Raw genomic sequence first — 25,004 nt, 5'->3', positions numbered from 1 at the left:
AGACCGCGCCGATCGACCGCACCGCGCCGGCCGGCCCTGCCGCCGACCGGACCATGCCGATCGACCGCTCCGCGCTGCCGCAGCCGGGCATGCCGGCCGACCGCACCGCGCGGATGCCCCCGGAGCGGTCGACCCCGCCGCCGTGGTCCGGGCGGGCGGAGGTGCGGGCGCCGCGACCGGCCGAGCCCGCCGGCGAGTGGTACGCCGAGGAGCAGGGTGGCCGCCGCTGGTGGCTGCCGATCCTCTGGGGCGTGCTCGCGCTGTTGTTCGCGGGCCTGCTCGGAGCCGCCCTCTGGGTGGTGCTCGCCGCGCAGGACGACAACCCGGACGACTCGCGGACCACGCCGTCACTTCCGCCGGCCAGTGCCACCACTGCCGTCCCGACCAGCGCGGCCCCCACCTCTGCGGCGCCGACCAGCGAGTCGCCGAGCAGCCCGGCGACCACCGCGCCGGCCGAGGTACCGGTGCCCCCGCTCACCGGGCTGCCGCAGGCAACCGCCGAACGGCTGCTGGACCGGCTCGGTCTGACCTACCGGGCGGTGTACCGCGCGTCCGAGTTGCCGCCGGGGACGGTGGTGGGCACCGAGCCGGAGGCCGGCACGACGGTGCCGACCGACGAGGAGGTGCTGCTGGTCGTCTCCCAGGCCCGGCCCTCGACCGGGGCCAGCCCGACCGCGCCGAGCCCGACGGTGACGAACACGCCGTGACGGGTGCTCACCACATTCGGCGGCGCGTGCCGACCATGCCGAGGCCGGCCAGGGAGATGGTGAGGCCGAAGATCCCGGACCAGAACAGTGAGCGGCGGACGTCCGCGGCGGTGTCCTGGGCGGGAGCCGCCTCGGTGATCGCCTGCCGGCCGTCGGACTGACCGCCGGCACCGGCGCCAGCCGCAAGGCCGGTCGGCTCGGGGCCGTCTTCGAGGGCGTCGGCACCGATCCAACCGGGTTCGTCCACGGGCGGATCGGCGTCGACCACGGTGATCTCCGGTGCCGGCACCGGAGTGGTCAGCCGGGTCGACGACAACGCTGGGTCGCGGACCAGGACCACGAGTGCGGTCACCGCCCCGAGCAGGGCGAGCAGTCCAACGGTGTAGGCGATACGGGAGCGGTGATGCCGCCGCAGGGCGGGCTGATTGACCATGACCATCCCAGGCTCAGGGCCCTGGACGCGCGGGTAAAACGGTGCCGGGGTGGGCGTACCAATTCTATGGCGACGGCACGCCCACCGGCGGCGGATCGCGGTGGTCAGCCCACCCGGACCGGAGTACGGACGACGGGTCGCCGGGTCCGTACGGTGTGCGGACGGGGCTCCGGTGCGGACTGCACCTGTTGCAGCCCTTCCCGCTGGACGAAGATCGACCGTCGGGTGACCGCGTCGCCCGCGCTGTTCAATTCGTAGCCGTCGAGCCAGAGCCAACCGTCGTACGTCGGCCAGTCGAGCACCCGGATCACCCGGTACTTGATGGGCCTGAGGAACTGGACACTCGCCGCGCGAGTCACGTGCAGTACGTCACCGGAGCGGGGAAGCACATGGGCTCCTGGGGAGGTCGGCCGGCGGGGTGCCGGCGGTGACTGATCGGGGGGAACGTCGCGGCCCGGTGACGGGGTCTCGCCTCGTGGACCGGTGTTGCTTATGGTGGTGGTCGGGCCGTACTCCGCTGGTGGCGTGCCGCCACCCGACCATCACCCGGCTGCTTCCGGGAACCGCGCCCGCCGCCGCAGCTTGCCGGCGTGCAGCGGCGGGGTCATCACCCGGAGCAGGTCTCGGTGTCGCTGGCCGGGCCCACGTCGCGTCGGCTCTCCCCGGATCGGTGGGATCACCACACCGGGGGACCGGACGGAGACGCTGAGTGATCCGTGCCATACGGACAGAGTGCATCAGGGACGTGCTACATGCAAGTTGCACGTCGAGTTTTGCCGATACGTGAGTTGCTCATGTAAAGCGGCGCTTGAAGCCATCCGCGTCCGGACGGCACACTGAGGGCCGGTTTCGCCCGTCGCGGCCGGCCGATGACCGGCACCACCCCCTTGCCGCGAACGCTCGCCGGTCGACGGTCGCGCCCCCGGCGGGTGGCAGCCAGTGGCGCGTCGACCGGAGGTAGCCCGAGTGGGGTCGAGCAGCCAGCGGCGAGGATCAGTGACGCAGTGGTTGCGCCATGAGTGAGCGGCGCAGTCCGACCATCCGGCGGCGGCGGCTCGGTGCCGAGCTGCGCCGTCAGCGGGAATCTGCCGGGATCACCATCGAGGTGGTCGCCGAGCAGTTGGAGTGTTCGGCGTCGAAGGTCTCGCGGATCGAGACCGGGCACACCACGGCCACCCCGCGCGATGTGCGCGACATGCTGCGGATCTACGGCGTGGTGGGTGCCGAGAGCGACGAGCTCGTGCAGATCGCCCGGGAGGCCCGGCAGAAGGGCTGGTGGCACCCGTACAGCACGGTGCTGGTCGGGGCGTACGTCGGGCTGGAGGCCGCGGCGAGTTCGATCCGGGCGTACGAACAGCAGGTGGTGCCCGGCCTTTTGGAGACCGAGGAGTACGCCGGGGCGATGATCCGCGCCGCCCGGCCGGACTTCACGGCCGATCAGGTACATCAACGGGTGCGTGTCCGTCTGGGCCGTCAGTCGTTGTTGACGCAGGACGATCCGGTCGATCTGTGGGTGGTGCTCGATGAGGCGGTGGTAAGCAGGCCGGTGGGCGGGGACGAGGTGATGCGCGGCCAGCTCAAACGGCTGGTCGAGGTTGCCGAACTGCCGAACGTGACGTTGCAGATCCTGCCCTTCGAGGTGGGGGCGCACGCCGGCATGGACGGGACCTTCACGATCCTCAGCTTCCCCGAGCCCGGTGATCCGGATGTCGTGTACGCGGAGAACGCCACGGGTGGGCTCTTCCTGGAGAAGAGCGACGAACTACAGAAGTACAGCTTCATCTTCGATCACATCCGAGCTGCGGCCATTCGTCCGGAGGAGTCCGTCGCACACATCGCAAAACTGGCAGAGGAGCCGTTGTGGAAATGGCGACCAAGGGGTTCCCCGTGGACCTGACGCAGGCAACGTGGTTCAAGAGCTCGAAGAGCGGGCCGAACTGTGACAACTGCGTGGAGGTGGCGTACGTGACCGGGGCGGTCGGGGTACGGGACTCGAAGGACAAGGCCGGCCCGGCCCTGATCTTCGCCCCGGGTGACTGGCACGCCTTCGTCGCCGGCACCAGGGGTGGTGCGTTCGGCTCGGCCTGACCGCGTGGTCAACGGGGTCCCTGTCCGGTCGAGACCGGACGGGGACCTACCCGTGTCCGCGCGCCGGGCTCGGGTGGCCGCGCTGCCGGCAGGGTCGGCGAGGTTCCGTCGGGATTCCCGTCGCCACAGCGGGTCCGTCTCGTTGAACCGGTCGGTACGGCGCTGGTCGACGACCCGCCGCACCGCTCCGCAACCGAGCGAGGTAGGCGAGACGGATGACGACGATCGGGTCTGACAACCTCACCAACGGTCCGGGCAAGCCGGAGCGGTTCGGTGGCAAGTACCGCGGGGCGCGTCGGGACACCGTGCTGACCGAGGTGGTCTCGACCGACCAGGAGCTGAGCGGGCGGGAGGCGTCGGCGACCGAGGCGGCAGACCCGCCGCTCTCCCTGCCGTCGCTGGACCCGAACCCGCTGGTCGAGCCGTCCTTCCCGCCGACCGGCTGGCCGATGGAGCCCACCGGATCGTTGGCTGACCACCCGTTGCTGCGTGGCCTGCTGATGGAGTTGCCGCCGAAGGGCAGCGTGCCGCCCCCGGGCTGGCTGGACCGCTGGTTCGAGGCGACCCGGGCGATCCTTGAGTTGCTATACGTGCAGGGGCCCGGCCGCTCGCGCTGACCGTTCTGCGTCCGGCCGGGCGCGTTCGGCGAGCCGGCTGTGCCGTAGCGCGTGCCGGACGCCGATGGCGATCACCACGAGCGCGCCCACGGTGATCGCCGGCCCGGTGACGCCCGGTGTGGCGAAGAGGCCGGTGCCGCTCGCCGCGATCAATGCGGGCACCGTCAACACACCGGTGACCTGCAACGGTAACCCGATCAGCGGGTGCGCAGCGGCGGCCCGAAGGCCGTACGGCGCGGGCGTCTCCGGCGCGGTGGCGAACGCTCCCGCGCCGGCCCAGAGCCGGCGCACCCGGCGTACGGTGCAGACCGCCACCACGAGGGCGGGAATCCCGGCGATATCGAGGGCGGCGGCGGCCTGGTCGGCCGAAGTGTTTCCGGCACTGAACAACCCGGCCGCAAGCACGGTCACCGTGAGCGTCAGGCCCACGAGGGTCAGGATGAGCAGGTGTCCAGCGCGTCGGCGCAGCGAGCGGGCGCGGTCCAGCCGGGGCAGGCCGTCCGCGACCACGCCAGCGGCCAGCCACAGGATCGCGATCGGCAGCAGGGCGGCGAGGGGGCTCTCCATGCTGGTCAGCCTTTCCGATCGCGGCCGTCCGCGAATCCGGGCGCAGCCCGCGTTCGTCCCGGATGCCGTCCCCGTAGGGGGCATCCTCTCCGCGTTATGAACGATGCGACATGTTTATCTTCATCACTGCGTTGGCCTACTCTCGGAAAGATCGGCCGTCATGGATCTGAGCGGAACCCGCGTCGGGCGGCTGCCGGTCGAAGGGAGGTAAGAGATGCGTCTTGCCCACAGGTCCGTACTCGTTGGGGTGGCCACACTGACCGTGTTGGCCGCTGCCACACCCGCCCTAGCCGCCGAACCGACCGGAGCCATCCGGGCGGCGGGTGGGGACACGGCCGTCGCGGACAGCTACATCGTCGTCTTCAAGGACACCGCCGTCAGCCGGGGCACGGTCGGCGACAACGCGGAACGGCTGGTCGGCCGGCACGGCGGCACGGTGGCCCGCACCTACGGCGCGGCGCTGCGCGGCTTCGAGATCCGGGTCGGCGAGAAGGCCGCCGCACGGATCGCCGCCGACCCGGCGGTGGCGTACGTCGAGCAGAACCACACCGTCTCGATCGCCGGCACCCAGACCAACCCGCCATCCTGGGGCCTGGACCGGATCGACCAGCGGAACCTGCCCCTGAACAGCTCGTACACCTACCCGAACACGGCGTCGAACGTCCGCGCCTACGTCATCGACACGGGCGTGCTGTACGGGCACAACGACTTCGGCGGGCGGGCCGTCTCCGGCTTCGACGCGGTCGACGGCGGCTCCGCCGACGACTGCAACGGCCACGGCACGCACGTGGCGGGCACGGTCGGTGGCTCGGCGTACGGGGTGGCCAAGGGCGTCCAGATCGTCGGCGTCCGAGTGCTCAACTGCCAGGGCAGCGGCACCAACGCCCAGGTGGTGGCCGGTATCGACTGGGTGACCGCGAACGCGGTCAAACCGGCGGTGGCGAACATGAGCCTCGGTGGTGGCGCGAACAGTTCGATCGACACGGCCGTCACCAACTCGGTCAACTCCGGTGTCACGTACGCGGTCGCCGCCGGCAACGGCAACGCCCTCGGCGTCCGGCAGAACGCCTGCAACTACTCCCCGGCCCGGGTCGCCTCCGCGATCACCGTGGGTGCGACGCAGAACAACGACGCCGCAGCGAGCTTCTCCAACTTCGGCACCTGCGTCGACATCCTGGCCCCGGGTGTCAACATCACCTCGGCCTGGTACACCAGCAGCAGCGCCACGAACACCATCAGCGGCACCTCAATGGCATCGCCGCACGTCGCCGGCGCCGCGGCGCTCGTGCTCTCGGCGAACCCGTCGTGGAGCCCACAGCAGGTCCGGGACAACCTGGTCAACAACTCCACGCCGAACGTGGTGACCAACGTCGGCACCGGCACGCCGAACCAGCTGCTCTACGTGGTCAACGGCACCCCGCCGGCCAACGACTTCTCGGTATCGGTGTCGCCGACCTCCGGCTCCACCGCGCAGGGCGGCTCGGTGACGGCCACCGTCGGCACGGCCACCACCGCCGGCTCCGCCCAGTCGGTCAGCCTCTCCGCCAGCGGCCTGCCGGCCGGCGCGACCGCGTCGTTCAGCCCGTCGACGGTGACCTCGGGCGGCTCGTCCACCCTCACCATCGCCACCTCGGCGAGCACCCCCGCCGGCAGCTACCCGGTCACGATCACCGGCAGCGGCGCGGCGGGCACCCGCACGGCCACCTACACGTTGACCGTGACCGGTTCGGGTGGCGGCGGCTGCTCCGGCACCAACGGCACCGACGTGGCGATCCCGGATGCTGGTGCGGCGGTGACCAGCCCGATCACCATCGCCGGCTGCGGCCGGAACGCCTCGTCGGCCTCCACGGTGGCGGTGAACATCGTGCACACCTACCGCGGTGATCTGGTCATCGACCTGCTCGCTCCGGACGGCAGCGCGTACCGGCTCAAGAACAGCGGTTCGGACAGCGCCGACAACGTGATCGCCACCTACACGACCAACCTGTCCAGTGAGGCCGCCAACGGCACCTGGCGGCTTCAGGTGCGCGACGTGTACAGGATCGACACCGGCTACATCAACACCTGGACCCTGACCCTCTGACCTTGTTCCCACGGCCGAGGCCCCACCCGGAACACCGGGTGGGGCCTCGTGCCGTACGGATCGGGCTCAGACCGCGAAGGTGGCCGGCCGCTCGGTGGCCGGGGCCGGCGGACGGGCCTTCCACAGGCCGGTCTTCTGCGCGGCGAGCCGGGCCAGGTAGGCCGGGTTGAGGATCACGTAGCGGCGCCAGAGCCGCTTCGGCTCCAGACCGAGCCGCCAGAACCACTCCAGGCCGGCGCGCTGCATCCACGGCGGCGGCTGGCGCAGCAGACCGGCGTGGTAGTCGAAGGCCGCGCCAACCGCCATCAGCGGCATGTCGAGCAACGGCCGCATGGCGTACGCGAAGACCTCCTGGCGCGGGCAGCCGAGCCCGACCAGGACCAGCCGGGCACCGCTGGACCGGATCCGATCGGCGATCTCGGCGTCCTCACCGGGCTGGACCGGGCGGAACTTGGACGGCTCCACCCCGGCGATCTTCAGCGCCGGGAACATCCGCTCCAACGCGGGGATCAGCCTGGCCAGCGTCTCCTCGGTCGAGCCGTACAGGTAGACCGGCAGGCCTTCGTCGGCGAAGCGGGAGAGCACGTGCAGGGTCAGCGTCGGCCCGTAGACCCGGTCGGTGAGCCCGGCGTGGTGCAGCAGGTTGAGCGCCCAGCGCACCGGCTGTCCGTCCGGGGTCACGACGTCGAAGGAGTTGAGCCGTGCGTTGTGCGCCCGGTCCAGCACGCCGGTCATCACGCCGTGCACGGCCAGTGCGGTCAGCGCGAACGGACGCCGCTCCTGCGCCGCGCTGACCACCGCCTCGGTCGCCGTGGCGTAGTCGGTGGCGTCGACCAGGACGCCGAGCACGTTGCGCTTCGTCTGAGTCGTCATGCCTGGGGCACCCACTTGTCCACGTTGGCCTCGTAGATCTCCCGCAGGATCATCGGTACGTCGTAGGTGATCTTCCAGTCCGGGTACTGCTCCTCGAACCGGGCCATGCTGCTGACGTACCACTGGTGGTCGCCGGTGCGGGCCTGCTCGACGTAGTTGATCTGCGCCTCGCGGCCGGCGATCTCCTCGGCGATCCGGAACGCCTCGATGTGCGAGGTGTTGGAGTGCCGACCCCCGCCGAGGTTGTAGACCTCCGCCGAGCGTGGTGCCCGGAAGAACGCCTCGAACGCGGTCAGCACGTCACGTGAGTGGATCGCGTCGCGGACCATCTTGCCCTTGTAGCCGTACAGGTTGTATGTCCGGCCTTCCATGACGCAGCGCATCAGGTACGCCAGGAACCCGTGCAGCTCGGCCGCCGAGTGCGCCGGGCCGGTCAGCGTGCCGCCCCGGAAGCAGGCGGTCTTCATGTCGAAGTAGCGCCCGTACTCCTGGACCATCACGTCCGCCGCGACCTTGGAGGCGCCGAAGACCGAGTGCAGCGAGTTGTCGATCGACATGTCCTCGGTGATGCCCTGGTACCAGCGGTGATCCTCGGGCAGCTCGTACCGGGTCTCCAGCTCGATCAGCGGCAGGCTGTTGGGCCGGTCGCCGTAGACCTTGTTGGTCGAGCAGTGGATGAACGGCGCGTCGATCGCGTGCCGCCGGGTGTTCTCCAGGATGTTGAGCGTGCCGCCGGCGTTCACGTCGAAGTCCGTGTACGGCTCCTTGGCCGCCCAGTCGTGGCTCGGCTGCGCGGCGCTGTGGATCACCACGGCGATGTCCGAGCCGTACTTCTTGAACACCTGCTCCAGGCCGTCCCGGTCCCGGATGTCCACCGCGAAGTGGGTGTACGCGCTGCCCAGATCCCGGCTCAGTCGCTCCAGACTCCAGGAGGTGGAGCCGTCCTCGCCGAAGAAATACCGGCGCATGTCGTTGTCGATGCCGACGACGTCCAGACCGAGGCCGGCGAAGTGCCGGACCGCCTCGGAGCCGATCAGACCACCCGACCCGGTCACCAACGCGACACTCACACGCCACTCCTGGTCCATCGGAGGCAGAATCCTTCGGAGCATAGCTTGACGCCCGGCACGCCCCGATATGACGGAAGGGCCCCGCATTCTGCGGAGCCCTCGTCGGTGGTGGGGATGGGGGGAGTTGAACCCCCACGCCCTTTCGGGCACACGGACCTGAACCGTGCGCGTCTGCCATTCCGCCACATCCCCGTGGCACGACCCGGAACACACTAGCTGCCCCGGACCCGCTGTCTCCAGCAGGCCCCGGAGATACTACGCTGTTCCAGGTGCCCGCCACGAGCGGTTACCGTTCGTGGCGGACGAAAGAGTAGCACGGTAGTTCCGGCCCATCCGAACGGGCCGGTAGCAGGCGGCCGAGCGGCGTGTGAGCTGCGCGCGCGCCGGCCGGATACCATCATGTCCTCGGGACCCGAGGAGGAGCCGGTGAGCGTGCTGCAACGCTTCGAGAAGCGTCTGGAAGGCCTGGTCGAAGGGGCTTTCGCCAAGGTCTTCAAAGGGGTGGTCCACCCCGTGGAGATCCTCAACGCCATGCAGCGGGAGGCCGAGGCGCACAAGGCGATCCTGGCCGGTGGGCGCACGTTGGTGCCCAACCGCTACGTGATCGATCTCTCGCCGTTCGACCACAGTCGGCTGGCGCCGTACGCCGCCGCGCTGGCCCAGGAGTTGGCCCAGTCGCAGGCGGAGTTCATCGGCGAGCAGGCCTGGACGGTCTACGGCGACGTGATCGTCGAGATCGAGCGGGGCGAGGGCCTGGACACGGGCATGTTCCGCGTCACCGCCGAGGTCTACACCGGCGGCGAGGTCGCCCCGGTGTCGGCGCCCGGCTACGACGCCGGCCCGCCCGCCTACCCCGCGTACGACCAGGGTGGTGGCTACGGCCCGCCGCCCGGGCACGGTGGCACCCGCAACGTCCGGCTGGTCTCGGGCGACGGGCGCACCTATCCCCTCCAGATGGGGTCGACGGTGATCGGTCGCGGCGACCAGGCCAACCTGCGCCTGCCCGACGTCGGCATCTCCCGGCGACACGCCCGGCTGGATTTCGATGGCGGACAGGTCGTGCTGACCGATCTGGGGTCGACCAACGGCACCATGGTCAACGGCCAGCGGGTCTCCGCCGTCGCCCTCAACCCCGGCGACATGGTCCAGCTCGGCACCACGACGCTGACCTTCCGCGTGGACGGCTGACCCGCCTTGCCGGAACTGGTCATCACCGTTGCCCGGTTCGGGTTCCTGATCCTGCTGTGGATCTTCGTGTTCACGGTGGTCGGGGTGATCCGCCGGGACCTCTTCGCGGGTGCCCGGTCCGGTCGTCTGGTGGCCGCGCCGCGCGCGGTGGGCGCCTCGACGGGGCAGGCGGCCAAGCCGGCGAAGGTGAAGCGGGGCCGGGCGGCTCACCAGCTGGTCGTGACCGCCGGTCAGCTGGCCGGCACTCGGATCACTCTCGGTGAAGCGCAGATCACGATCGGTCGTGCCGAGGATTCCACCCTGGTCATCACCGACGACTACGCCTCCGCGCGGCACGCCCGGCTCGTGCCGCGCGACGGGCAGTGGTTCGTCGAGGACCTCGGCTCGACTAACGGCACGTACCTCGATCGCGCTAAGGTCACCGGACCAACCCCCGTCCCCCTCGGCGTGCCGATCCGGATCGGCCGCACTTCCCTCGAATTACGGCCATGACTCTGACCCTGCGCTATGCGGCCCACAGCGACCGCGGTCTGATCCGAGACGGCAATCAAGACTCCGTCTACGCCGGGCCGCGGCTACTCGCCGTTGCCGACGGCATGGGCGGCATGGCCGCCGGTGACGTCGCCAGCAACATCGTCATCGGTGCCATGGCGCCGCTCGACGAGGACGTCCCAGGGGACGCTCTCGTCGACGCGTTGCGTTCGGCCGTGGGCACCGCCAACCAACAACTCCGCGACACGGTGGAGGCCAACCCGCAGTTGGAGGGGATGGGCACCACGCTGACGGCGACCCTCTTCTCCGGCAGCAAGCTGGGGATGGTCCACATCGGCGACTCGCGGGCCTATCTGCTGCGTAACGGCGAGTTCGCGCAGGTCACCAAGGACGACACGTACGTCCAGATGCTCGTCGACGAAGGCCGGATCAGCGCCGAGGAGGCGAGCAGCCACCCGCAGCGGTCGCTGCTGACCCGGGCACTGGACGGCCGGGACATCGACCCTGAGTACTCGGTGCGCCAGGTGCTGCCCGGCGACCGGTACCTGATCTGCAGCGACGGCCTCTCGGGCGTGGTCAGTGCCGACACCATCGGCGAGACCATGCGCGAGTACACCGACCCGCAGCAGTGCGTCGAGCGGCTGGTGCAGCTCGCGCTGCGCGGCGGCGGTCCGGACAACATCACGGTGATCATCGCCGACGCCACCGATCACGACATCGTCGAGGCGACCCCGATCGTTGGCGGCGCCGCCGCCCGCGACCGGGGCATGGCCACCTCCGCCGACGACTCGACCCCGGCCGCTCGGGCCTCGGCGCTCTCCGCGCCGCGCCCGTCCGTGCCCGAGGAGCCGGCGGCCGCGGACGACGAGCCGGAGCGGCCGAAGCGCCGACCGGTGCGGACCACCGCCATGGCGCTGGCCCTGCTGGTGATCATCGGTGGCGGGGTCTTCGCGGGCTGGACGTACACCCAGCGGCAGTACTACGTGGGTGCCACCGAGGAGGGCCAGGTCGCCGTCTTCCGGGGCATCCAGGGTCAGATCGCCGGGATGGACCTCTCCAGCGTGCACCGCACCAGCGGCACGCGGCTGGACGACCTCACCGTGGCGGCGCAGGACACCGTCAAGGTGGGCATCCGGGCCAAGAGTGAGCCGGACGCCGAGCGCCAGCTCGCCGAGCTGACCAGCGACACGCCGAGCAACCCCAACCTCAAGCCGCTCTGCCCGGCCGACCCGACCGCGGTGGGCGGCACGCCGACGCCGACCCCGAGCCCGGTCGGGGCGACCCCGGCGCCGAACGGCAGCCCCAGCGCCGGCGCGTCGGCGACTCCCAACGGGGTCGTCAGCGCGAGCCCGACAACCGGTGCCACCGCTGCTGTCGGTGTGACCGGTCCGACCACCACACCCGACGCCACGCCCTCCGACTCGGCCCCGCCGGCGCTCGACCCGGCCGGTTGCCGGTCTCCCGAGTGAGCGTCGGCTGAGATCCCGAGGAATCCCACCCGTGACCGTAGCGGCCACACCGGCACCCTCGCCCGCCACCACGGGCGGGCAGTCCGGCGTACGCCTGGCCCGGTCCCGACGCAACGCTGAGCTGTCCCTGCTGCTGCTAGCCATGGTGCTGGTGGCCGCTTACGGGGCGACCGTCGAGGCGAACCTGCTGGACACGGTCACCCCGGACTTCTGGATGCCCGCCGCCGCGCTCGGCGCGGTCTTCCTCGGCCTGCATCTGGTCATCCGGTTCCTCGCCCCGTTCGCCGACCCGGCGCTGCTGCCGGCGGTGGCCCTGCTCAACGGCCTCGGGGTGGGCTTCCTGCGCCGGATCGACCTGGGCGAGGCCGCCCCGGTCGACCGGGAGACTCTGGCGATCTTCGCCGGCATCGGCGGGCGGCAGCTGGCCTGGACGCTCGCCTCGGTGATCCTCGCCGCCGGCCTGCTCGCCATCATGCGTGACCACCGTTCGGTCTCCCGGTACGCGTACACCCTGGGTTTGGCCGGCATCGTGCTGGTGATGCTCCCGGCGGTGCTGCCGAGCAGCATCTCCGAGATCAACGGCGCCAAGCTGTGGATCCGGATCGGTGGCTTCTCCATCCAGCCGGGTGAGTTCGCCAAGCTGGCGCTGCTGGTCTTCTTCGCCTACTACCTGGTGCGCAAGCGCGAGGTGCTGTCGCTGGCCAGCCGGCGTTTCCTCGGCATCGACTTCCCGCGCGGGCGCGACCTCGGCCCGGTGGTCGTGGTCTGGCTGATCAGCCTCCTGGTGCTCATCTTCGAGAAGGACCTGGGCACCTCGCTGCTCTACTTCGGCATGTTCGTGGTGACGCTGTACATCGCCACCGAACGGGTCAGCTGGCTGCTGATCGGCCTGGTTCTCTTCTTCGGCGGCGCCTACCTCGCCTACGTCCTCGGCGAGATGGTCGGCGGACCCTTCGCCAACTTCTATGTCCGGGCGGAGATCTGGCTGGATCCGTTCGCCGACCCCACCGACAAGGGCTACCAGCTCGTCCAGGGCCTGCTCGCCCTGGGCACCGGCGGGCTCTTCGGCGCCGGGCCGGGCGGCGGTCAGCCGGAGATCCTGCCCGAGGTGCAGAACGACTTCATCTTCGCCGGCATCGGTGAGGAGGTCGGCCTCTTCGGGCTCTCCGCGCTGCTGGTCGTCTACCTGCTGATCGTGGAGCGGGGGCTGCGTGCCGCGCTCGCGGTGCGGGACTCGTTCGGCAAGCTCCTCGCCGGCGGTCTCGCGTTCACCCTCGGCCTGCAGGTCTTCGTGATCGTCGGCGGGATCAGCGGGCTCATCCCGCTGACCGGTCAGACCACCCCGTTCCTGTCCGCCGGTGGTTCGTCACTCATGGCGAACTGGCTGCTCATCGCGGTTCTGCTGCGGGTCTCCGACGGAGCCCGTCGGCCGGTCACCGGGGCTGGCGGCAAAGCCGCCCGGCCCGCCGGCGGCCCGCCCGAGCAGCTGCACGGTGCCCCCACGGAGGTGATCAAACCGTGAACGCACCCCTGCGCCGCGTCGGCGTCGTCGTCATGGTCCTGTTCGGCCTGCTCTTCGCGAACCTCAACTGGGTTCAGGCCTACAAGGCCGACGAGTACCGCACCAGCGACTACAACGGCCGGGTCCAGGTCGCCGAGTATGACCGTAAGCGCGGCAACATCGAGGCCGGCGGCACGGCGCTGGCCACCAGCAAGGAGACCACCGGCAAGCTGAAGTTCCTGCGCACCTACCCGGGCGGTGCCAAGTACGCGCAGGTGCTCGGCTACAAGCCGGTCAACCTGGCCGACACCGGCATCGAGCGGGTGGAGAACGACTTCCTGGCCGGTACCAGCGACCAGTTGTTCGGCGACCGGTTCAAGGACATGTTCACCGGCGACCAGACCGCTGGCGGCAACGTGCTGCTGACCCTCTCCAAGCGGGCCCAGGACGTGGCGTACGACCAGATGCGCAACAACCAGCAGGGGGTGAAGAGGGGCGCGGCGATCGCCATCGACCCGCGCACCGGGGCGGTGCAGGCGCTTGTCTCCATGCCCAGCTTCGACCCGAACCCGCTGGCCAGCCACAACACCAACGAGGCGGCCGCGGCGTACAACAAGCTGGAGCAGGACCCGGACGGCCCGCTGAAGAACCGCGCGCTCGGCGAGACGCTGCCGCCGGGCTCCACCTTCAAGATCGTGGTGGCCGCGGCCGCGCTGGAGAACGGGATCAGCAAGACCACCCCGATCGCGGCCGGTTCCAGCTACACCCCGCCCACCTCCGGCGAACCGATCCGCAACGCCGCCCCGTCGATCTGCCCGCAACCGCAGGTCACCCTGCTGGAAGCGGTCACCGAATCGTGCAACACCGGCTTCGCCCAGCTCGGTGTACGGCTCGGCGCCAACACCATCAAGGAGAAGGCCCGGCAGTTCGGCTTCGAGCAGGACGACCTCACCGTCGGCCAGCTCGGCGAGGGCGGTCTGCCGACGGCGGCCAGCCGGACCGGCAGCATCCAGAACGCCGACGGCGGGGATGACCCGGCTGCGCTCGCCCAGTCCTCGATCGGCCAGCGGGACGTCCGGATGACCCCCCTCGAAGGCGCCATGATCGCCGGCGCGGTCGCTTACGAAGGCAAGCAGATGCGGCCGTACCTGGTGCGGCAGCTGCTCGCTCCGGACCGCACCACCAGCTACTACACGGCCAAGTCGCGGGAGCTGCGCCAACCGGTCAGCCCGCAGGTCGCCGGCGATCTGCGCGAGATGATGGTCAGCGTGGTCCAGAAGGGCACCGGCCAGAAGGCCGCGATCAGCGGCTACACGGTCGGCGGCAAGACCGGCACCGCGCAGTCGGCCCCGGACCGGCCCGACCACGGCTGGTTCATCGGCTTCGCGTTGGACAAGAACGGCACCCCGGTCTCCGCGGTGTGCGTGGTTCTGGAACAGGCCGGCAGCGGCGGCAGCGCCGAGGCGGCCCGGATCGGCGGCCAGATCATGCGGGCCGCCATCGCCGACCCCGGGGGTCGCTGACATGCTCAGCCCCGGCGTCCAGCTCGGCAACCGCTACCGTCTCGACGAGCGGATCGCCAGCGGCGGCATGGGCGACGTCTGGCGCGGCACGGACCAGGTGCTCGGCCGCACGGTCGCGGTGAAGAGCCTGCTCCCCGCGCTGCTCGACGACCCGGACTTCGCCGAGCGGTTCCGCGGCGAGGCCCGGACTATGGCCACCATCAACCACCCCGGCGTCGTGGACGTCTACGACTTCGGCAACGACCAGCAGATCGCCTTCCTGGTCATGGAATACGTCGAGGGCGACGCCCTGTCGTCCACGCTGAGTCGGGTCGGCCGGCTCACGCCAGCCCGGACGATGGCCCTCGTCGCGCAGGCTGCGGACGCCTTGCACGCCGCGCACGAGAAGGGCATCGTGCACCGCGACGTGAAGCCGGGCAACCTGCTGGTCCGGCCGAACGGCACGCTCGTGCTCACCGACTTCGGCATCGCCCGCTCCGACCTGGTCGGCCAGCTCACCGCTGCGGGTTCGGTGCTCGGCACCGCCTCCTACATCTCACCGGAGCAGGCCACCGGTGGGGTGGCCACCCCGGCGTCCGACGTGTACGCGCTCGGCGTGGTCGCCTACCAGTGCCTCGCCGGGCGGCGACCGTTCGAGGGCGACAACGCGCTCGACATCGCCATGCGGCACGTCCGGGAGACGCCCCGGCCGCTGCCCGCCGACATCCCGCCGCAGGTCCGGTCGGTGGTGGAACGGGCGCTCGCCAAGGATCCGGCCGCCCGCTGGCCCAGCGCCGCCGCCCTCGCCGGGGTCGCCCGCCAGCTCAAGGCCTCGCTCTCTCAGCAGGCCAGGGCCGGCGGCCACCCCGGGCCGGTCTCCGGGACGCCGTCCTCGCCCGCCGCGCCAGGCCGGGCACAGGTGCCGCAATCGCAGCACCTTCGCCCGCCGGGCGCTCCGCACCGTCCGCCGGCCGGGCAGCGACCGACCGCGATCGCGCCGGCCCAGCAGCCCCGCCCCACCGCCGTCGCGCCGGCCGTCCCGCACGCCCGGCCGCCGGTCGCGCCGACCGGTTACCCGCGCGGCGCCGCGGCGGTGCCGCCGGCGCAGACCCGGCAGGAGCACCCGCCGGCGTACGCCCGGCAGGCCGGCCCGGCGCCGTCACCCGATTCCCGCCGGTCCCGGCCCGGGATGGTGCTTCTCGCCATCCTGCTGGCCGTACTGGTCCTGGTCTGCTCCGGCGTGATTTCCTACAACCTACGGAAGCAGACGCAGGCCGGCGAAGCCGGTGCGCTGGCTCCGCACACCGCGACGTCCGGCGCACTGCGGCACGGACGCGACGATGCGACCCGGACGTCGTACCGTCTTGAGGTACGGCTCCAGCCGGGCGACGGCGGGACGACGACGAGCGAAGGACGACAGACGCGATGACAGCGCAGGCCCGCCTGCTCGGTGGCAGGTACCAGGTCGGCGAGCTGCTCGGCTACGGCGGCATGGCCGAGGTGCACCGCGGTCGCGACCTCCGGCTCGGTCGGGACGTCGCGATCAAGATGCTCCGCACCGACCTCGCCCGGGACGCGACGTTCCAGATGCGGTTCCGTCGGGAGGCGCAGAACGCCGCCTCGCTCAACCACCCGGCGATCGTGGCGGTCTACGACACCGGCGAGGAGACCGCGCCCACCGGCGAGACGCTGCCGTTCATCGTCATGGAGTTCGTCAACGGACGGACCCTGAAGGAGGTGCTCGGCGCCGAGGGCCGGCTGCAGCCCCGCCGGGCGCTGGAGATCTGCGCCGACATGTGCGCGGCGCTGGAGTTCAGCCACCGGCATGGCATCATCCACCGGGACATCAAGCCGGGCAACGTCATGCTCACCCAGACCGGCCAGGTCAAGGTGATGGACTTCGGCATCGCCCGGGCGCTGGCCAGCGGTGCGACCACCATGACGCAGACCAGCGCGGTGATCGGCACGGCGCAGTACCTCTCCCCGGAGCAGGCACGCGGCGAGGCCGTGGACGCGCGTTCCGACGTGTACGCGGCCGGCTGCGTGCTCTTCGAACTGGTCTGCGGGCACCCGCCCTTCGTCGGGGACAGCCCGGTCAGCGTCGCGTACCAGCACGTGCGGGAAACGCCGCCGACGCCGAGCGACATCAACCCGGACGTCACCCCGGCGGTCGACGCCATCGTGCTCAAGGCGCTGTCGAAGAACCCGCTCAACCGGTACCAGAGCGCCGGCGAGATGCGCGCCGACCTGCTCCGCGCCGCCGCTGGCCGGCCTGTGCTGGCCACTCCCGTGCTGCGCGAGGCGGAGACGGTGGCCATGGCCCCCGCCGGTGGCGGGGGCGGCTATCCGCCGGGTGGCGGTGCGCCGCAGACCCGGCAGATCCCGGCCCGGGTGGGCGACCCGCGCCAGCGCAAGGCGTCCTCCTGGCTGATCGCCATGTTCAGCGCGGTCGGCGTGCTCGCGGTGATCGCCCTGGTCGCGGCCCTGCTCTGGAGCCAGCAGCAGGGCAAGGATCTGAAGTCGGTGCCCACCCTCACCGGCAAGAGCCAGGACGCCGCGATCACCGAGATCCGCAACGCGGGCTTCCAGCCGCAGGAGGGCGAGGCGGTCCAGAACGCCACCTGCACGAAGGGCACGGTGGCCGGCCAGAGCCCGCAGCCGGGCACCCGCCTGGAGCCGGCTAGCACGGTGACCATCCAGATCTGTGGCGGCAAGCCTGACGTGAAGATTCCTACCGGCCTGGTCAACTCCCAGATCGAGAACGTCAAGTCCCAACTTGAGAATCTGGGGTTGGTGGTCGAGGAACGTTCGGTGGACAACCCGGCGCAGAAGGGCATCGTGATCAAACTGACCCCACCGTCCGGGTCCACCGTCCCTCAGGACAGCAAGGTGACCGTCGACGTGTCCCGGGGCAACGTTGGCAAGGTGCCCAACGTGATCAATTCGACCCGGGACGAGGCTGCCCAGGAGCTTCGCGAGGCGGGTTACAAGGTCGCTTTCCGCGACGGTGACGAGGTGCCGGCCGACCAGGCCGGGCGGGTCCAGAAGCAGAGCCCGGATCCCGGCACCGAGCTGGCCCAGAACAAGACGGTGACCATCGAGATCGGCATCCCGGAGAAGGTCGACCCGACGCCAACCACGCCGGTGACGCCGACGCCGACGCCGACCGGCACGCCGACCGGCAACGGGGGCGGCTCCGGTCTGCCGTTCATCCCGCCGACCCGTCTTCCGGAGGAATAGGCCGGGTGTCCCGGTTCCCGGGCCCATCGGTATGAGTGTCGCCGGCTCTCCCGGTGCCGCCCGGGCCAGCCGGTGGCCTCGACGCCTCAGGCGCGCGGCCGTCCTGGGCTCGGCCGCGCTGTTGCTCGCCAGTCTTCCGTGGCTGTGGACGACGATTGCCGCACGCGGCCATGTGTACGACGAGGCCGACGCGCCGGCCGTCGACGTCGTGATCGTCCTCGGCACCGCCGTGGCGCCTGATCGACGTCGACCGGGGGACCGGCTGGCCGGCCGCCTGGAGACCGCCGCCGAGTTGGTGACCAGCGGACGGGCCCGGGTGGTCCTCGTGTCGGGCGACGGGGGCGGTACGTCAGGTGACGAGCCGGCGGTGATGACGTCGTACCTGACGGAGCTCGGTGTCGATCCGCGTCGCGTGGTGGCTGACCCGTTTGGCCTGGACACCTACGACAGTTGTGCCCGGGCGCGTGAGGTGTACGGCGTCGAGCGGGCCCTGATCGTGACCCAGTCCTACCACCTGTCGCGGGCCGTGACGCTGTGCCGACATCTCGGCCTCGATGCCGACGGAGTGACCGCTCGCTGCACCGGCTGCGGGCCGGCCCTGCTCGTCGAGAAGTCGGTCCGGGACTACTTCGCCAGTGGCAAGGCGGCGTGGGACGCTTTCCGGCGCAGGCCGCCCGCGGTCCATTCACCCGTCAATCCGGCCGTGCAGGACGCGCTGAAGGGCTGAACGTGCGCTGAGAGACCGCATATACGGTCCGGGGAGGCCGGCCGGCGTGGTTTCAGGTGGTGGCGAAGGCGGCGCGCCGGCGGGCGTCGACCTCGGCGGCGAGTTCCGGGGCGCGTTCCAGCGCCTCCCGGTAGCCGCAGGCGGCGAGCCAGTTGGCCAGCATCAGGTGACCGCCCTCGGTGAGCACCGACTCCGGGTGGAACTGCACTCCTTCGATCGGCAGCGTCCGGTGCCGCATCGCCATCACCACGCCGGAGCCGGTCCAGCCGGTGACCTCCAGCTCGTCGGGGAGCGTCTCGGGCAGCACGGCCAGCGAGTGGTAGCGGGTGGCGGTGAACGGATCGGGCAGCCCGGCGAGTACGCCGACGGAGTGGTGCCGTACCTCGGAGGTCTTGCCGTGCAGCAGCTCGGGGGCGCGGGTCACGGTCGCCCCGAACGCCTCGCCGATCGCCTGGTGGCCGAGGCAGACGCCGAAGATCGGCAGCTCGCCCGCGTACTCCCGGATGACGTCCAGGCAGATGCCGGCCCGGTCGGGGCTGCCCGGCCCGGGTGAGAGCAGGATGCCGGCCGCGCCCATCTTGCCCACCTCGGCGACGTCGATCTCGTCGTTGCGGCGGACCTCGCAGTCCACCCCGAGCTGGCCTAGATACTGCACGAGGTTGAAGACGAACGAGTCGTAGTTGTCGATCACCAGGACGCGCATGGTCACCTGTTCGGGGAGGATGGCGCGGGGTTGTTCTGGTCGGTGTCGTAGGGCAGCTCGTGCTCGTCGCCGGCCGGGGTCTCCCCGGTCTCCCCGGTCACCGCGTCACCGCCGCCCGGGTCTCCCGGGACGCCGGAGTCCTGGGTGACCTGCACATCGTCGAAGGGCAGCAGTGGCTCGGCCCACGGGAAGGCCACATACCAGAGCAGGGCCACCGCGGCGGCGGCGAGCAGCACCGAGCCGGTCAGCTTGCCGGCCAGGCCGAACGGCAGTTTGCGCCAGATGAACGCGTACATCGGTCAGCCCCCCAGCTCCGCCGGGCGGCCCGCCGACTTTGGTTGGGTCCGGTCCAGCTCAGCGTGGATGATCAGGCGCTGGTAGTTGTCGAACTTCGGGTTGCAGGTGGTCAGGGTGAGCATCCGCTTGGTCGGCTTCTTGTCCGGTTCGCCGGGTACCGGGGCCACCACCTCGACCTGGGTCGGCTTGACGATCCGGGACTGCGACACCCGGTAGACGTACCAGTCGGTCTTGCCCTCGACCACGATGGCGTCGCCGTCGTTCAACTCGTCCAGCCGCCAGAAGGTCGCCCGGTTGCGGTGGCCGGCGACGGAGAAGTTGCCGACCTGGCCGGGCAGCGCGCTGGTCGGGTAGTGACCCGGGGCGTACCGGATGTCGGCCTGGGTGACGCCCTCGACGACCACCCAGTTCTTGTCGAGCTTGGGGATGTAGAGCCCCGCGATCGGCTTGCCGCGCACCGGTGGTGACGGCTTGACGCTGGGGGCGGCGGCTGACGGGACGACCGTCGGGTCGTCGGTGGGGCCCCACGCCTGGGCGAGCTCCTGGCTGAGGTCGTTCTGGTGGGCGTCGACGATGGCCGACTTGCCCCAGACCTCGTAGCCGGCGAAGAGCAGCACCACCAGGCCGAAGGTGATCAGGACCTCGCCGGTGACCCGGATGCCGGAGCGCAGTCGGGAGCCGAGCGACGGGCGGGTGAGCTCCGAGTAGACGCTCTTGTAGCCCTCGCCGGTCTGGTGCGGCCGGAGTTGGACCACCCGCTCGCCACGTCGAGGCCGGGGCGGCTCGGCGGCGCTGTCCTCGGCACCGGCCGGCTCGTCGGGGGTCGCCGTGCGGGGGACGGCACCCATCAGCGCGGTGGAGTCCATGGCCGGCGGGCGGGTCGAGGGCCTGGCGGGCACGGCCGGGATCAGCTGGGTGGCGGCTGGGTCCGCGGCGCGATCCGGTGCGGCCGGAGAGACCGGGGCGGCCGGGGAGCCGGTCGCCCGCGCGGGACCGGGGCCGACCTTGGGAATGAACGCGGTCGGCGCGTCGCCACCCGACGGGGCCGGGCTACGGGGAGCCGCCGGCGGGTTCGGGGTAGCGGGGGTCGGCGGCCGGGTCGGGGCGTTGCCGGGGGCAGCCGGCCGGACCGGTCCCTGGCTGGGTGTGGTCGGTCGACCGGGGACGGCGGGAGGATGGCCGGACCCGCCGGGCGAGCCGAGCCCAGCGGCTGCGGCACCGGGCCAGGGCGGCGGGGCTTCGGCGCCCGGGTGGCCCGCGGCGCGCTGCGGGTCGGGTCGGGTCGCGCTCGGCTGGGCCGGGCGCTCGCTGCGCGGAGGGTGCTCGGTGCGGCTGGCCGGCGGCGGGGCCGACCGGTCGTCCCGGGAGGAAGGACCGGCGGCAGCCGGCGGCTCGGGGGCGGCCGGCGGGCGGGTCGCGCGGGATCGGGTGGGCAGCACGGGATCGGGCCAGTTGCCGGTCGAGCCAGGTCGGCCCGGTGTCGGCTCAGGCTGGTCGGGCGTCGGCTCAGGCCGGCCCGGTGTCGGCTCGGGCCGGTCGACCTTGGGCAGGAACGCCGTCGGCTCGTCGGCCTGGTCCCGGTGTCGCCCGTCGCGCCGCTCGTCCGGGCCGCTCATTCGGGCACCGTCGCCGAGCGCAGGGCGGTCGAGTCCTCGAACGCCGGGACTGTCACCGTGGAGGCGAACTCCTTGTAGCCGAGCTGGTAGTCGTCGACTGCGTCCTTGAACAACCGGACTCCCTCAGAGCTGGCGAGGGCCTGCTGGAGGGCAGCGGGATCGCCGATTGCTACGATCTTGAACGGGGGGGAGTACACCCGACCATGTAGCAGCAGGGTGTTACCGACGCAGCGTACCGCGCTGGTGGCGAGCACGCGGACGTTCATGATTGACATGGCCTCCGCTCCGCCTGCCCAGAGCGCGTTGACCACGGCCTGTACGTCACCCTGGTGCACCACGAGGTCGTCGTTGCTGGCGTCCGAGGGCGTCTTGTCGCTGCGGCGCGGAGCGTCGTCCAGCTCCACCGTCACCCCGGTGCCGGTCAGCGCGGTGAACCCGGCGGCCTGGAGACTGCCCACGCCGCGCTCCTGCTGGGCCTTGATCGGGCCGTCCGAGTCGGCCAGCGCGTCGGTCCGTTGCTCGACCTCGCCGCGCAGGGTGGCGGCCCGTCGCTCGCTCGCCGCCACCTGCTCGCGGCGGTCCTCGATGAGTTGGTTGAGCTGGGGCCGCCGGTCCTCACGCAGCGCGGTGCCGCCGGCGGTGGTCGCGGTGGTGGTGAAGAGCAGTCCCGCTGCGGCGGCGATCAGGGGCACCCCGATCGACCAGCCCGGTCGGCGTTGACGCGGCCGCCGGGGCAGCAGCCCGGCGCCAGCCCGTCGGAGGACCTTCTGCCAGGAGGCTGCGCCGGATGTGTACTCCACCGAGCGTTCCTTCCGCGTGTCGGGGATCGTCCGCCCCGGCAGGGGCCGGTGATCCGAACAGTCCCGCCTTTTTCGGTCACTCCGTGCACCGGCCTGACCCCATTCGTGGTCCAGGCGGGCGTTCGGGACTACGCTAGCTTTCGAACATTATTGGCCATGGACCGTCGCCCCTGCGCCCGGTTGTCAGGCCGGACGAGGTCGTCACCCCCTCTGGAGAGCGTCGTGCCCAAGTCTCAGGTCCGCAAGAAGAAGGTGTACACCCCGCCGACGGACGTTCGTCCGACGACGGCGGCGTCGACGCGCAAGCCTAGCCCGGTGTGGCTGCCGGTCACGGCGGTCGCCTTGATCGTCGTCGGCATCGGTTGGCTGGTGGTCTACTACCTCTCCGAGCAGCAGTACCCGGTCGCGTCCTGGAATTACTGGAACCTCGCGGTGGGCTTCGGCGCGATGGTCGCCTCGCTAGCGCTGCTCTCCCGCTGGCGCTGAGCCGGCTCGGCGCCGCCGCGTCGGCGGATCCACGTCACCCCGTCGAACCCCTGCCCGGCAAGGCCGGGCGGGGCACCCTATGGTGTCCGCAGGGCGGCGTGGCCTACTGCGAGATGACTCACGTTACCGATGGGTAACCTTGCGCGTAGGCTGCACTGCATGACCGAGCGGAGCGAGGTCATCGACCGGTCCGGTCGCAGGTGCGGCAGCGGCGCGACGCCGACCCCGTCCTGACCCGGCCCCGGTCGCTGAACCGCTGGACAGGCAGCAGACCGGGAGGCCAACTCGATGGGCAGCGTCCAGATCGTCACCACGATCCTCGCGGCCGCCATCACCGCCGTGGCGGTGTGGCTTGCGGTACGTGCGGTCATGAAGATGGTGGCAGTCATCCGGCTCGGGCAGCCCGCGCCGGAGCGGTTCGCCGACAAGGCCGCCCGTGCGAAGACCATGCTGGTGGAGACCGCCGGCCACACCCGGATGCTCAAGTGGGGCGTGGTGGGTGCGGCGCACTGGTTCGTGATGGTCGGCTTCATCGTGCTGTCGCTGCTGGTGCTCGAGGCGTACTTCGAGGTGGCAACCACGGATGGCGGGTTGCCGATCATCGGGCACTGGACCATCTTCGGTCTGGTCACCGAGATCATCGGCGTGCTGGGCCTGGTCGGGATCCTGGTGCTGATGGCGATCCGGCTGCGCAACCGGCCGAACCGGCCGGGCGGACGGTCCCGGTTCACCGGATCGACGATGTGGCAGGGCTACTTCGTCGAGTGGATCGTGCTGCTGGTCCTGATCTTCGGGTTCGTGATCCGGGGCTTCAAGGTCGCCACCGACCACTTCGAGTTCCCGTTCTGGGCCACCCCGTTCAGCCACGCGGTCGGCGCGGTGCTGCCCGACTGGGCGGACGGGGTCAGCGTCGCGGCTGCCATCAAGATCATCATTTCGATGACCTGGCTCATCGTCATCTCGCTGAACGTCACCATGGGTGTCGCCTGGCACCGCTTCCTGGCGTTCCCCAACATCTTCTTCAAGCGGGAGCCGGCCCGGCCGGCCGGCTCCGGCCTCGGCGCGCTGCGCCCGATGACGAGCCAGGGTAAGCCGCTCGACTTCGAGGAGGCCGACCCGGAGAAGGACCAGTTCGGCGTCGCCCAGGTCGAGCAGTTCAGCTGGAAGGGTCTGCTGGACTTCAGCACCTGCACCGAGTGCGGTCGCTGCCAGTCGCAGTGCCCGGCCTGGAACACCGGCAAGCCGCTGTCACCCAAGCTGCTCGTGCTGAGCCTGCGGGACCACGCGTACGCCAAGGCGCCCTACCTGCTGGCCGGCGGCGGCAAGGACCTGACCGGCGAGGAGAAGGCCACCGCGGCGCAGCTCGCGCACGTCGACGTGCTGGCGCTGGCCGAGGCCGACCGCCCGCTGATCGGCACCGCCGAGGAGGGCGGCGTCATCGACCCGGACGTGCTCTGGTCCTGCACCACCTGTGGCGCCTGCGTCGAGCAGTGCCCGGTGGACATCGAGCACGTGGACCACATCGTCGACATGCGTCGCTACCAGGTGCTGATCGAGTCGAGCTTCCCCTCTGAGGCCGGCGTCATGCTGCGCAACCTGGAGAACAAGGGCAACCCGTGGGGCGCCCCGCAGAACACCCGCGAGGACTGGACCAAGGGGCTCGACTTCGAGGTGCCCCGGGTCGGCGAGGTGGACGACTTCGAGTACCTGTTCTGGGTCGGCTGTGCCGGTGCGTTCGAGGACCGGGCCAAGAAGACCACCCGCGCCGTGGCCACCCTGCTCAACGAGGCGGGCGTGAAGTTCGCGATCCTGGGCGAGGGCGAGACCTGCTCCGGCGATCCGGCGCGCCGGATCGGCAACGAGTTCGTCTTCCAGATGCTCGCCCAGCAGAACGTGGAGACGCTGAACGAGGCGTTCGAGGGCCGGGAGAAGGCCAAGCGCAAGATCGTGGCCACCTGCCCGCACTGCTTCAACACCCTGGGCAACGAGTACGGCCAGCTCGGCGGCGAGTTCGAGGTGGTCCACCACACCCAGCTCCTGGCCCACCTGGTGTCCACCGGCAAGCTCACCCCGGTGCAGCCGGTCGACGGCGGGGTCACGTACCACGACCCCTGCTACCTGGGTCGGCACAACCGGGTCTTCGCGGCTCCCCGAGAGGTGCTGGGGGACGCCATCGAGGGCGAGCTCACCGAGATGCCGCGTAACAGCGAGCGCTCCTTCTGCTGCGGCGCCGGCGGTGCCCGGATGTGGATGGAAGAGAAGATCGGCAAGCGGATCAACGTGGACCGGGTCGAGGAGGCCATGGCCACCGGGGCGAAGACGGTCGCCGTCGGTTGCCCGTTCTGCTCGACGATGCTCAGCGACGGGGTGAACGGTAAGGGCGCCGGGGAACAGGTCGAGGTCATCGACGTGGCCACCGTCCTGCTCCGCTCGGTCAAGCCGGAGCAGCCGCAGGGCGAGAAGGAGGCCACGCCGGTCGCCGGCTGAGGCCCGTACCCCCTGGGTCGAGATGGTCGACGGCGGCGGCACCCACGGGTGCCGCCGT

General features: G+C 71.1%; 24 protein-coding genes and 1 tRNA gene. 15 read left to right on the top strand and 10 right to left on the bottom strand.

The window, feature by feature from the left end; all coding sequences use genetic code 11:
- Window positions 1–53: 53 nt before the first annotated feature.
- Window positions 54–707: a PASTA domain-containing protein gene (locus tag ABZV00_RS02115; RefSeq protein ID WP_355601347.1), complete on the top strand. Its 654-nt coding sequence runs from the start codon at window positions 54–56 to the stop codon at window positions 705–707.
- 7 nt (window positions 708–714) lie between these two features.
- On the opposite strand, the gene ABZV00_RS02110 is transcribed toward ABZV00_RS02115, so the two are convergent.
- Both ABZV00_RS02110 and ABZV00_RS02105 read right to left on the bottom strand, forming a co-directional pair.
- Window positions 715–1,146 carry a hypothetical protein gene (locus ABZV00_RS02110; protein ID WP_355601063.1) on the bottom strand — a complete coding sequence of 144 codons (432 nt, stop codon included), beginning with the start codon at window positions 1,144–1,146 and terminating at the stop codon, window positions 715–717.
- Window positions 1,147–1,244: 98 nt separating this feature from the next.
- Window positions 1,245–1,529, bottom strand: a complete 285-nt coding sequence (locus tag ABZV00_RS02105) for a hypothetical protein (RefSeq protein ID WP_355601061.1) — start codon at window positions 1,527–1,529, stop codon at window positions 1,245–1,247.
- A gap of 626 nt (window positions 1,530–2,155) precedes the next feature.
- Here ABZV00_RS02105 and ABZV00_RS02100 point away from each other — a divergent pair.
- From ABZV00_RS02100 to ABZV00_RS02090, 3 genes are all read left to right on the top strand, one after another.
- The gene (locus tag ABZV00_RS02100) at window positions 2,156–3,037 is read left to right on the top strand and encodes a helix-turn-helix transcriptional regulator (RefSeq protein ID WP_030487606.1); all 882 of its coding nucleotides are present in this window, start codon (window positions 2,156–2,158) and stop codon (window positions 3,035–3,037) included.
- On the top strand, window positions 3,007–3,228 hold the full coding sequence (locus tag ABZV00_RS02095) for a DUF397 domain-containing protein (protein WP_355601059.1): 222 nt from the start codon (window positions 3,007–3,009) through the stop codon (window positions 3,226–3,228). The genes ABZV00_RS02100 and ABZV00_RS02095 overlap by 31 nt, the downstream gene beginning before the upstream one ends.
- 215 nt (window positions 3,229–3,443) lie before the next feature.
- Window positions 3,444–3,845: a hypothetical protein gene (locus ABZV00_RS02090; protein WP_355601057.1), complete on the top strand. Its 402-nt coding sequence runs from the start codon at window positions 3,444–3,446 to the stop codon at window positions 3,843–3,845.
- Here ABZV00_RS02090 and ABZV00_RS02085 read toward each other — a convergent pair.
- A complete protein-coding gene (locus ABZV00_RS02085) occupies window positions 3,813–4,412 on the bottom strand; it encodes a hypothetical protein (protein ID WP_355601055.1) in 600 nt (199 codons plus the stop codon). The two genes, ABZV00_RS02090 and ABZV00_RS02085, sit on opposite strands and share 33 nt — an antisense overlap.
- 214 nt (window positions 4,413–4,626) lie before the next feature.
- Between ABZV00_RS02085 and ABZV00_RS02080 the strand changes: the two genes are divergently transcribed.
- The gene (locus ABZV00_RS02080) at window positions 4,627–6,495 is read left to right on the top strand and encodes a S8 family serine peptidase (protein WP_355601053.1); all 1,869 of its coding nucleotides are present in this window, start codon (window positions 4,627–4,629) and stop codon (window positions 6,493–6,495) included.
- 66 nt (window positions 6,496–6,561) lie between these two features.
- Here ABZV00_RS02080 and ABZV00_RS02075 read toward each other — a convergent pair whose 3' ends face one another.
- The 3 genes from ABZV00_RS02075 to ABZV00_RS02065 form a co-directional block, all read right to left on the bottom strand.
- Entirely contained in the window at window positions 6,562–7,368 is an 807-nt protein-coding gene (locus ABZV00_RS02075) for a WecB/TagA/CpsF family glycosyltransferase (RefSeq protein ID WP_355601051.1), read from the bottom strand.
- Complete coding sequence (locus ABZV00_RS02070; protein WP_355601049.1) at window positions 7,365–8,480, bottom strand: NAD-dependent epimerase/dehydratase family protein; 1,116 nt, start codon at window positions 8,478–8,480, stop codon at window positions 7,365–7,367. The genes ABZV00_RS02075 and ABZV00_RS02070 overlap by 4 nt, the downstream gene beginning before the upstream one ends.
- 64 nt (window positions 8,481–8,544) lie before the next feature.
- Window positions 8,545–8,630, bottom strand: a tRNA-Leu gene (locus ABZV00_RS02065).
- Between the two features lie 207 nt (window positions 8,631–8,837).
- On the opposite strand from ABZV00_RS02065, the gene ABZV00_RS02060 reads away from it, so the two are divergent.
- The 8 genes from ABZV00_RS02060 (at window position 8,838) to ABZV00_RS02025 (ending at window position 18,557) form a co-directional block, all read left to right on the top strand.
- Window positions 8,838–9,626, top strand: coding sequence for a DUF3662 and FHA domain-containing protein (locus tag ABZV00_RS02060; RefSeq protein WP_328422143.1), 789 nt, complete (start codon window positions 8,838–8,840; stop codon window positions 9,624–9,626).
- A gap of 6 nt (window positions 9,627–9,632) precedes the next feature.
- A complete protein-coding gene (locus tag ABZV00_RS02055; RefSeq protein ID WP_074315675.1) occupies window positions 9,633–10,118 on the top strand; it encodes an FHA domain-containing protein in 486 nt (161 codons plus the stop codon).
- The gene (locus tag ABZV00_RS02050; protein WP_355601046.1) at window positions 10,115–11,587 is read left to right on the top strand and encodes a protein phosphatase 2C domain-containing protein; all 1,473 of its coding nucleotides are present in this window, start codon (window positions 10,115–10,117) and stop codon (window positions 11,585–11,587) included. Before ABZV00_RS02055 ends, ABZV00_RS02050 begins: the two co-directional genes overlap by 4 nt.
- A 31-nt stretch (window positions 11,588–11,618) precedes the next feature.
- Window positions 11,619–13,109 carry an FtsW/RodA/SpoVE family cell cycle protein gene (locus tag ABZV00_RS02045; protein ID WP_355601045.1) on the top strand — a complete coding sequence of 497 codons (1,491 nt, stop codon included), beginning with the start codon at window positions 11,619–11,621 and terminating at the stop codon, window positions 13,107–13,109.
- Window positions 13,106–14,611, top strand: a complete 1,506-nt coding sequence (locus ABZV00_RS02040) for a penicillin-binding transpeptidase domain-containing protein (RefSeq protein WP_355601043.1) — start codon at window positions 13,106–13,108, stop codon at window positions 14,609–14,611. Before ABZV00_RS02045 ends, ABZV00_RS02040 begins: the two co-directional genes overlap by 4 nt.
- Before the next feature lies 1 nt (window position 14,612).
- Entirely contained in the window at window positions 14,613–16,019 is a 1,407-nt protein-coding gene (locus tag ABZV00_RS02035; RefSeq protein WP_355601041.1) for a protein kinase, read from the top strand.
- Window positions 16,016–17,830 (top strand): Stk1 family PASTA domain-containing Ser/Thr kinase, encoded by a 1,815-nt coding sequence (gene pknB / locus ABZV00_RS02030; RefSeq protein ID WP_355601039.1) that lies wholly within the window; start codon window positions 16,016–16,018, stop codon window positions 17,828–17,830. The genes ABZV00_RS02035 and pknB overlap by 4 nt, the downstream gene beginning before the upstream one ends.
- Window positions 17,831–18,002: 172 nt before the next feature.
- Window positions 18,003–18,557, top strand: a complete 555-nt coding sequence (locus ABZV00_RS02025; protein ID WP_355601037.1) for an ElyC/SanA/YdcF family protein — start codon at window positions 18,003–18,005, stop codon at window positions 18,555–18,557.
- A gap of 52 nt (window positions 18,558–18,609) precedes the next feature.
- Here ABZV00_RS02025 and ABZV00_RS02020 read toward each other — a convergent pair whose 3' ends face one another.
- The 4 genes from ABZV00_RS02020 to ABZV00_RS02005 are packed head-to-tail and all read right to left on the bottom strand — an operon-like array spanning window position 18,610 to window position 21,973.
- Window positions 18,610–19,260: an aminodeoxychorismate/anthranilate synthase component II gene (locus ABZV00_RS02020; protein WP_355601345.1), complete on the bottom strand. Its 651-nt coding sequence runs from the start codon at window positions 19,258–19,260 to the stop codon at window positions 18,610–18,612.
- A 2-nt stretch (window positions 19,261–19,262) separates the two neighbouring features.
- Window positions 19,263–19,556, bottom strand: a complete 294-nt coding sequence (locus tag ABZV00_RS02015; protein WP_355601035.1) for a hypothetical protein — start codon at window positions 19,554–19,556, stop codon at window positions 19,263–19,265.
- Between the two features lie 3 nt (window positions 19,557–19,559).
- Window positions 19,560–21,173, bottom strand: a complete 1,614-nt coding sequence (locus tag ABZV00_RS02010) for a class E sortase (RefSeq protein ID WP_355601033.1) — start codon at window positions 21,171–21,173, stop codon at window positions 19,560–19,562.
- The gene (locus tag ABZV00_RS02005) at window positions 21,170–21,973 is read right to left on the bottom strand and encodes a DUF881 domain-containing protein (RefSeq protein WP_355601031.1); all 804 of its coding nucleotides are present in this window, start codon (window positions 21,971–21,973) and stop codon (window positions 21,170–21,172) included. Before ABZV00_RS02005 ends, ABZV00_RS02010 begins: the two co-directional genes overlap by 4 nt.
- 222 nt (window positions 21,974–22,195) lie before the next feature.
- Between ABZV00_RS02005 and ABZV00_RS02000 the strand changes: the two genes are divergently transcribed.
- Both ABZV00_RS02000 and ABZV00_RS01995 read left to right on the top strand, forming a co-directional pair.
- Entirely contained in the window at window positions 22,196–22,459 is a 264-nt protein-coding gene (locus ABZV00_RS02000; protein ID WP_355601029.1) for a cell division protein CrgA, read from the top strand.
- 288 nt (window positions 22,460–22,747) lie between these two features.
- A complete protein-coding gene (locus ABZV00_RS01995) occupies window positions 22,748–24,946 on the top strand; it encodes a (Fe-S)-binding protein (protein ID WP_328422167.1) in 2,199 nt (732 codons plus the stop codon).
- Window positions 24,947–25,004 lie beyond the last annotated feature (58 nt).

Source organism: Micromonospora sp. NPDC005173 (assembly GCF_040608515.1).
GTDB lineage: Bacteria > Actinomycetota > Actinomycetes > Mycobacteriales > Micromonosporaceae > Micromonospora.
Note: the sequence above shows the minus strand (reverse complement) of the source record. Positions and strands in the feature narration are given on the sequence as shown.

Bases quoted from the DNA above. Each gene is read 5' to 3' on its own strand.
- ABZV00_RS02115 (WP_355601347.1), top strand. From the start codon at position 54: ATGCCGATCGACCGCTCCGCGCTGCCGCAGCCGGGCATGCCGGCCGAC.
- ABZV00_RS02110 (WP_355601063.1), bottom strand. From the start codon at position 1,146: ATGGTCATGGTCAATCAGCCCGCCCTGCGGCGGCATCACCGCTCCCGT.
- ABZV00_RS02100 (WP_030487606.1), top strand. From the start codon at position 2,156: ATGAGTGAGCGGCGCAGTCCGACCATCCGGCGGCGGCGGCTCGGTGCC.
- ABZV00_RS02095 (WP_355601059.1), top strand. From the start codon at position 3,007: ATGGCGACCAAGGGGTTCCCCGTGGACCTGACGCAGGCAACGTGGTTC.
- ABZV00_RS02090 (WP_355601057.1), top strand. From the start codon at position 3,444: ATGACGACGATCGGGTCTGACAACCTCACCAACGGTCCGGGCAAGCCG.
- ABZV00_RS02085 (WP_355601055.1), bottom strand. From the start codon at position 4,412: ATGGAGAGCCCCCTCGCCGCCCTGCTGCCGATCGCGATCCTGTGGCTG.
- ABZV00_RS02080 (WP_355601053.1), top strand. From the start codon at position 4,627: ATGCGTCTTGCCCACAGGTCCGTACTCGTTGGGGTGGCCACACTGACC.
- ABZV00_RS02075 (WP_355601051.1), bottom strand. From the start codon at position 7,368: ATGACGACTCAGACGAAGCGCAACGTGCTCGGCGTCCTGGTCGACGCC.
- ABZV00_RS02070 (WP_355601049.1), bottom strand. From the start codon at position 8,480: ATGCTCCGAAGGATTCTGCCTCCGATGGACCAGGAGTGGCGTGTGAGT.
- ABZV00_RS02060 (WP_328422143.1), top strand. From the start codon at position 8,838: ATGTCCTCGGGACCCGAGGAGGAGCCGGTGAGCGTGCTGCAACGCTTC.
- ABZV00_RS02050 (WP_355601046.1), top strand. From the start codon at position 10,115: ATGACTCTGACCCTGCGCTATGCGGCCCACAGCGACCGCGGTCTGATC.
- ABZV00_RS02035 (WP_355601041.1), top strand. From the start codon at position 14,613: ATGCTCAGCCCCGGCGTCCAGCTCGGCAACCGCTACCGTCTCGACGAG.
- pknB (WP_355601039.1), top strand. From the start codon at position 16,016: ATGACAGCGCAGGCCCGCCTGCTCGGTGGCAGGTACCAGGTCGGCGAG.
- ABZV00_RS02020 (WP_355601345.1), bottom strand. From the start codon at position 19,260: ATGCGCGTCCTGGTGATCGACAACTACGACTCGTTCGTCTTCAACCTC.
- ABZV00_RS02015 (WP_355601035.1), bottom strand. From the start codon at position 19,556: ATGTACGCGTTCATCTGGCGCAAACTGCCGTTCGGCCTGGCCGGCAAG.
- ABZV00_RS02010 (WP_355601033.1), bottom strand. From the start codon at position 21,173: ATGAGCGGCCCGGACGAGCGGCGCGACGGGCGACACCGGGACCAGGCC.
- ABZV00_RS01995 (WP_328422167.1), top strand. From the start codon at position 22,748: ATGGGCAGCGTCCAGATCGTCACCACGATCCTCGCGGCCGCCATCACC.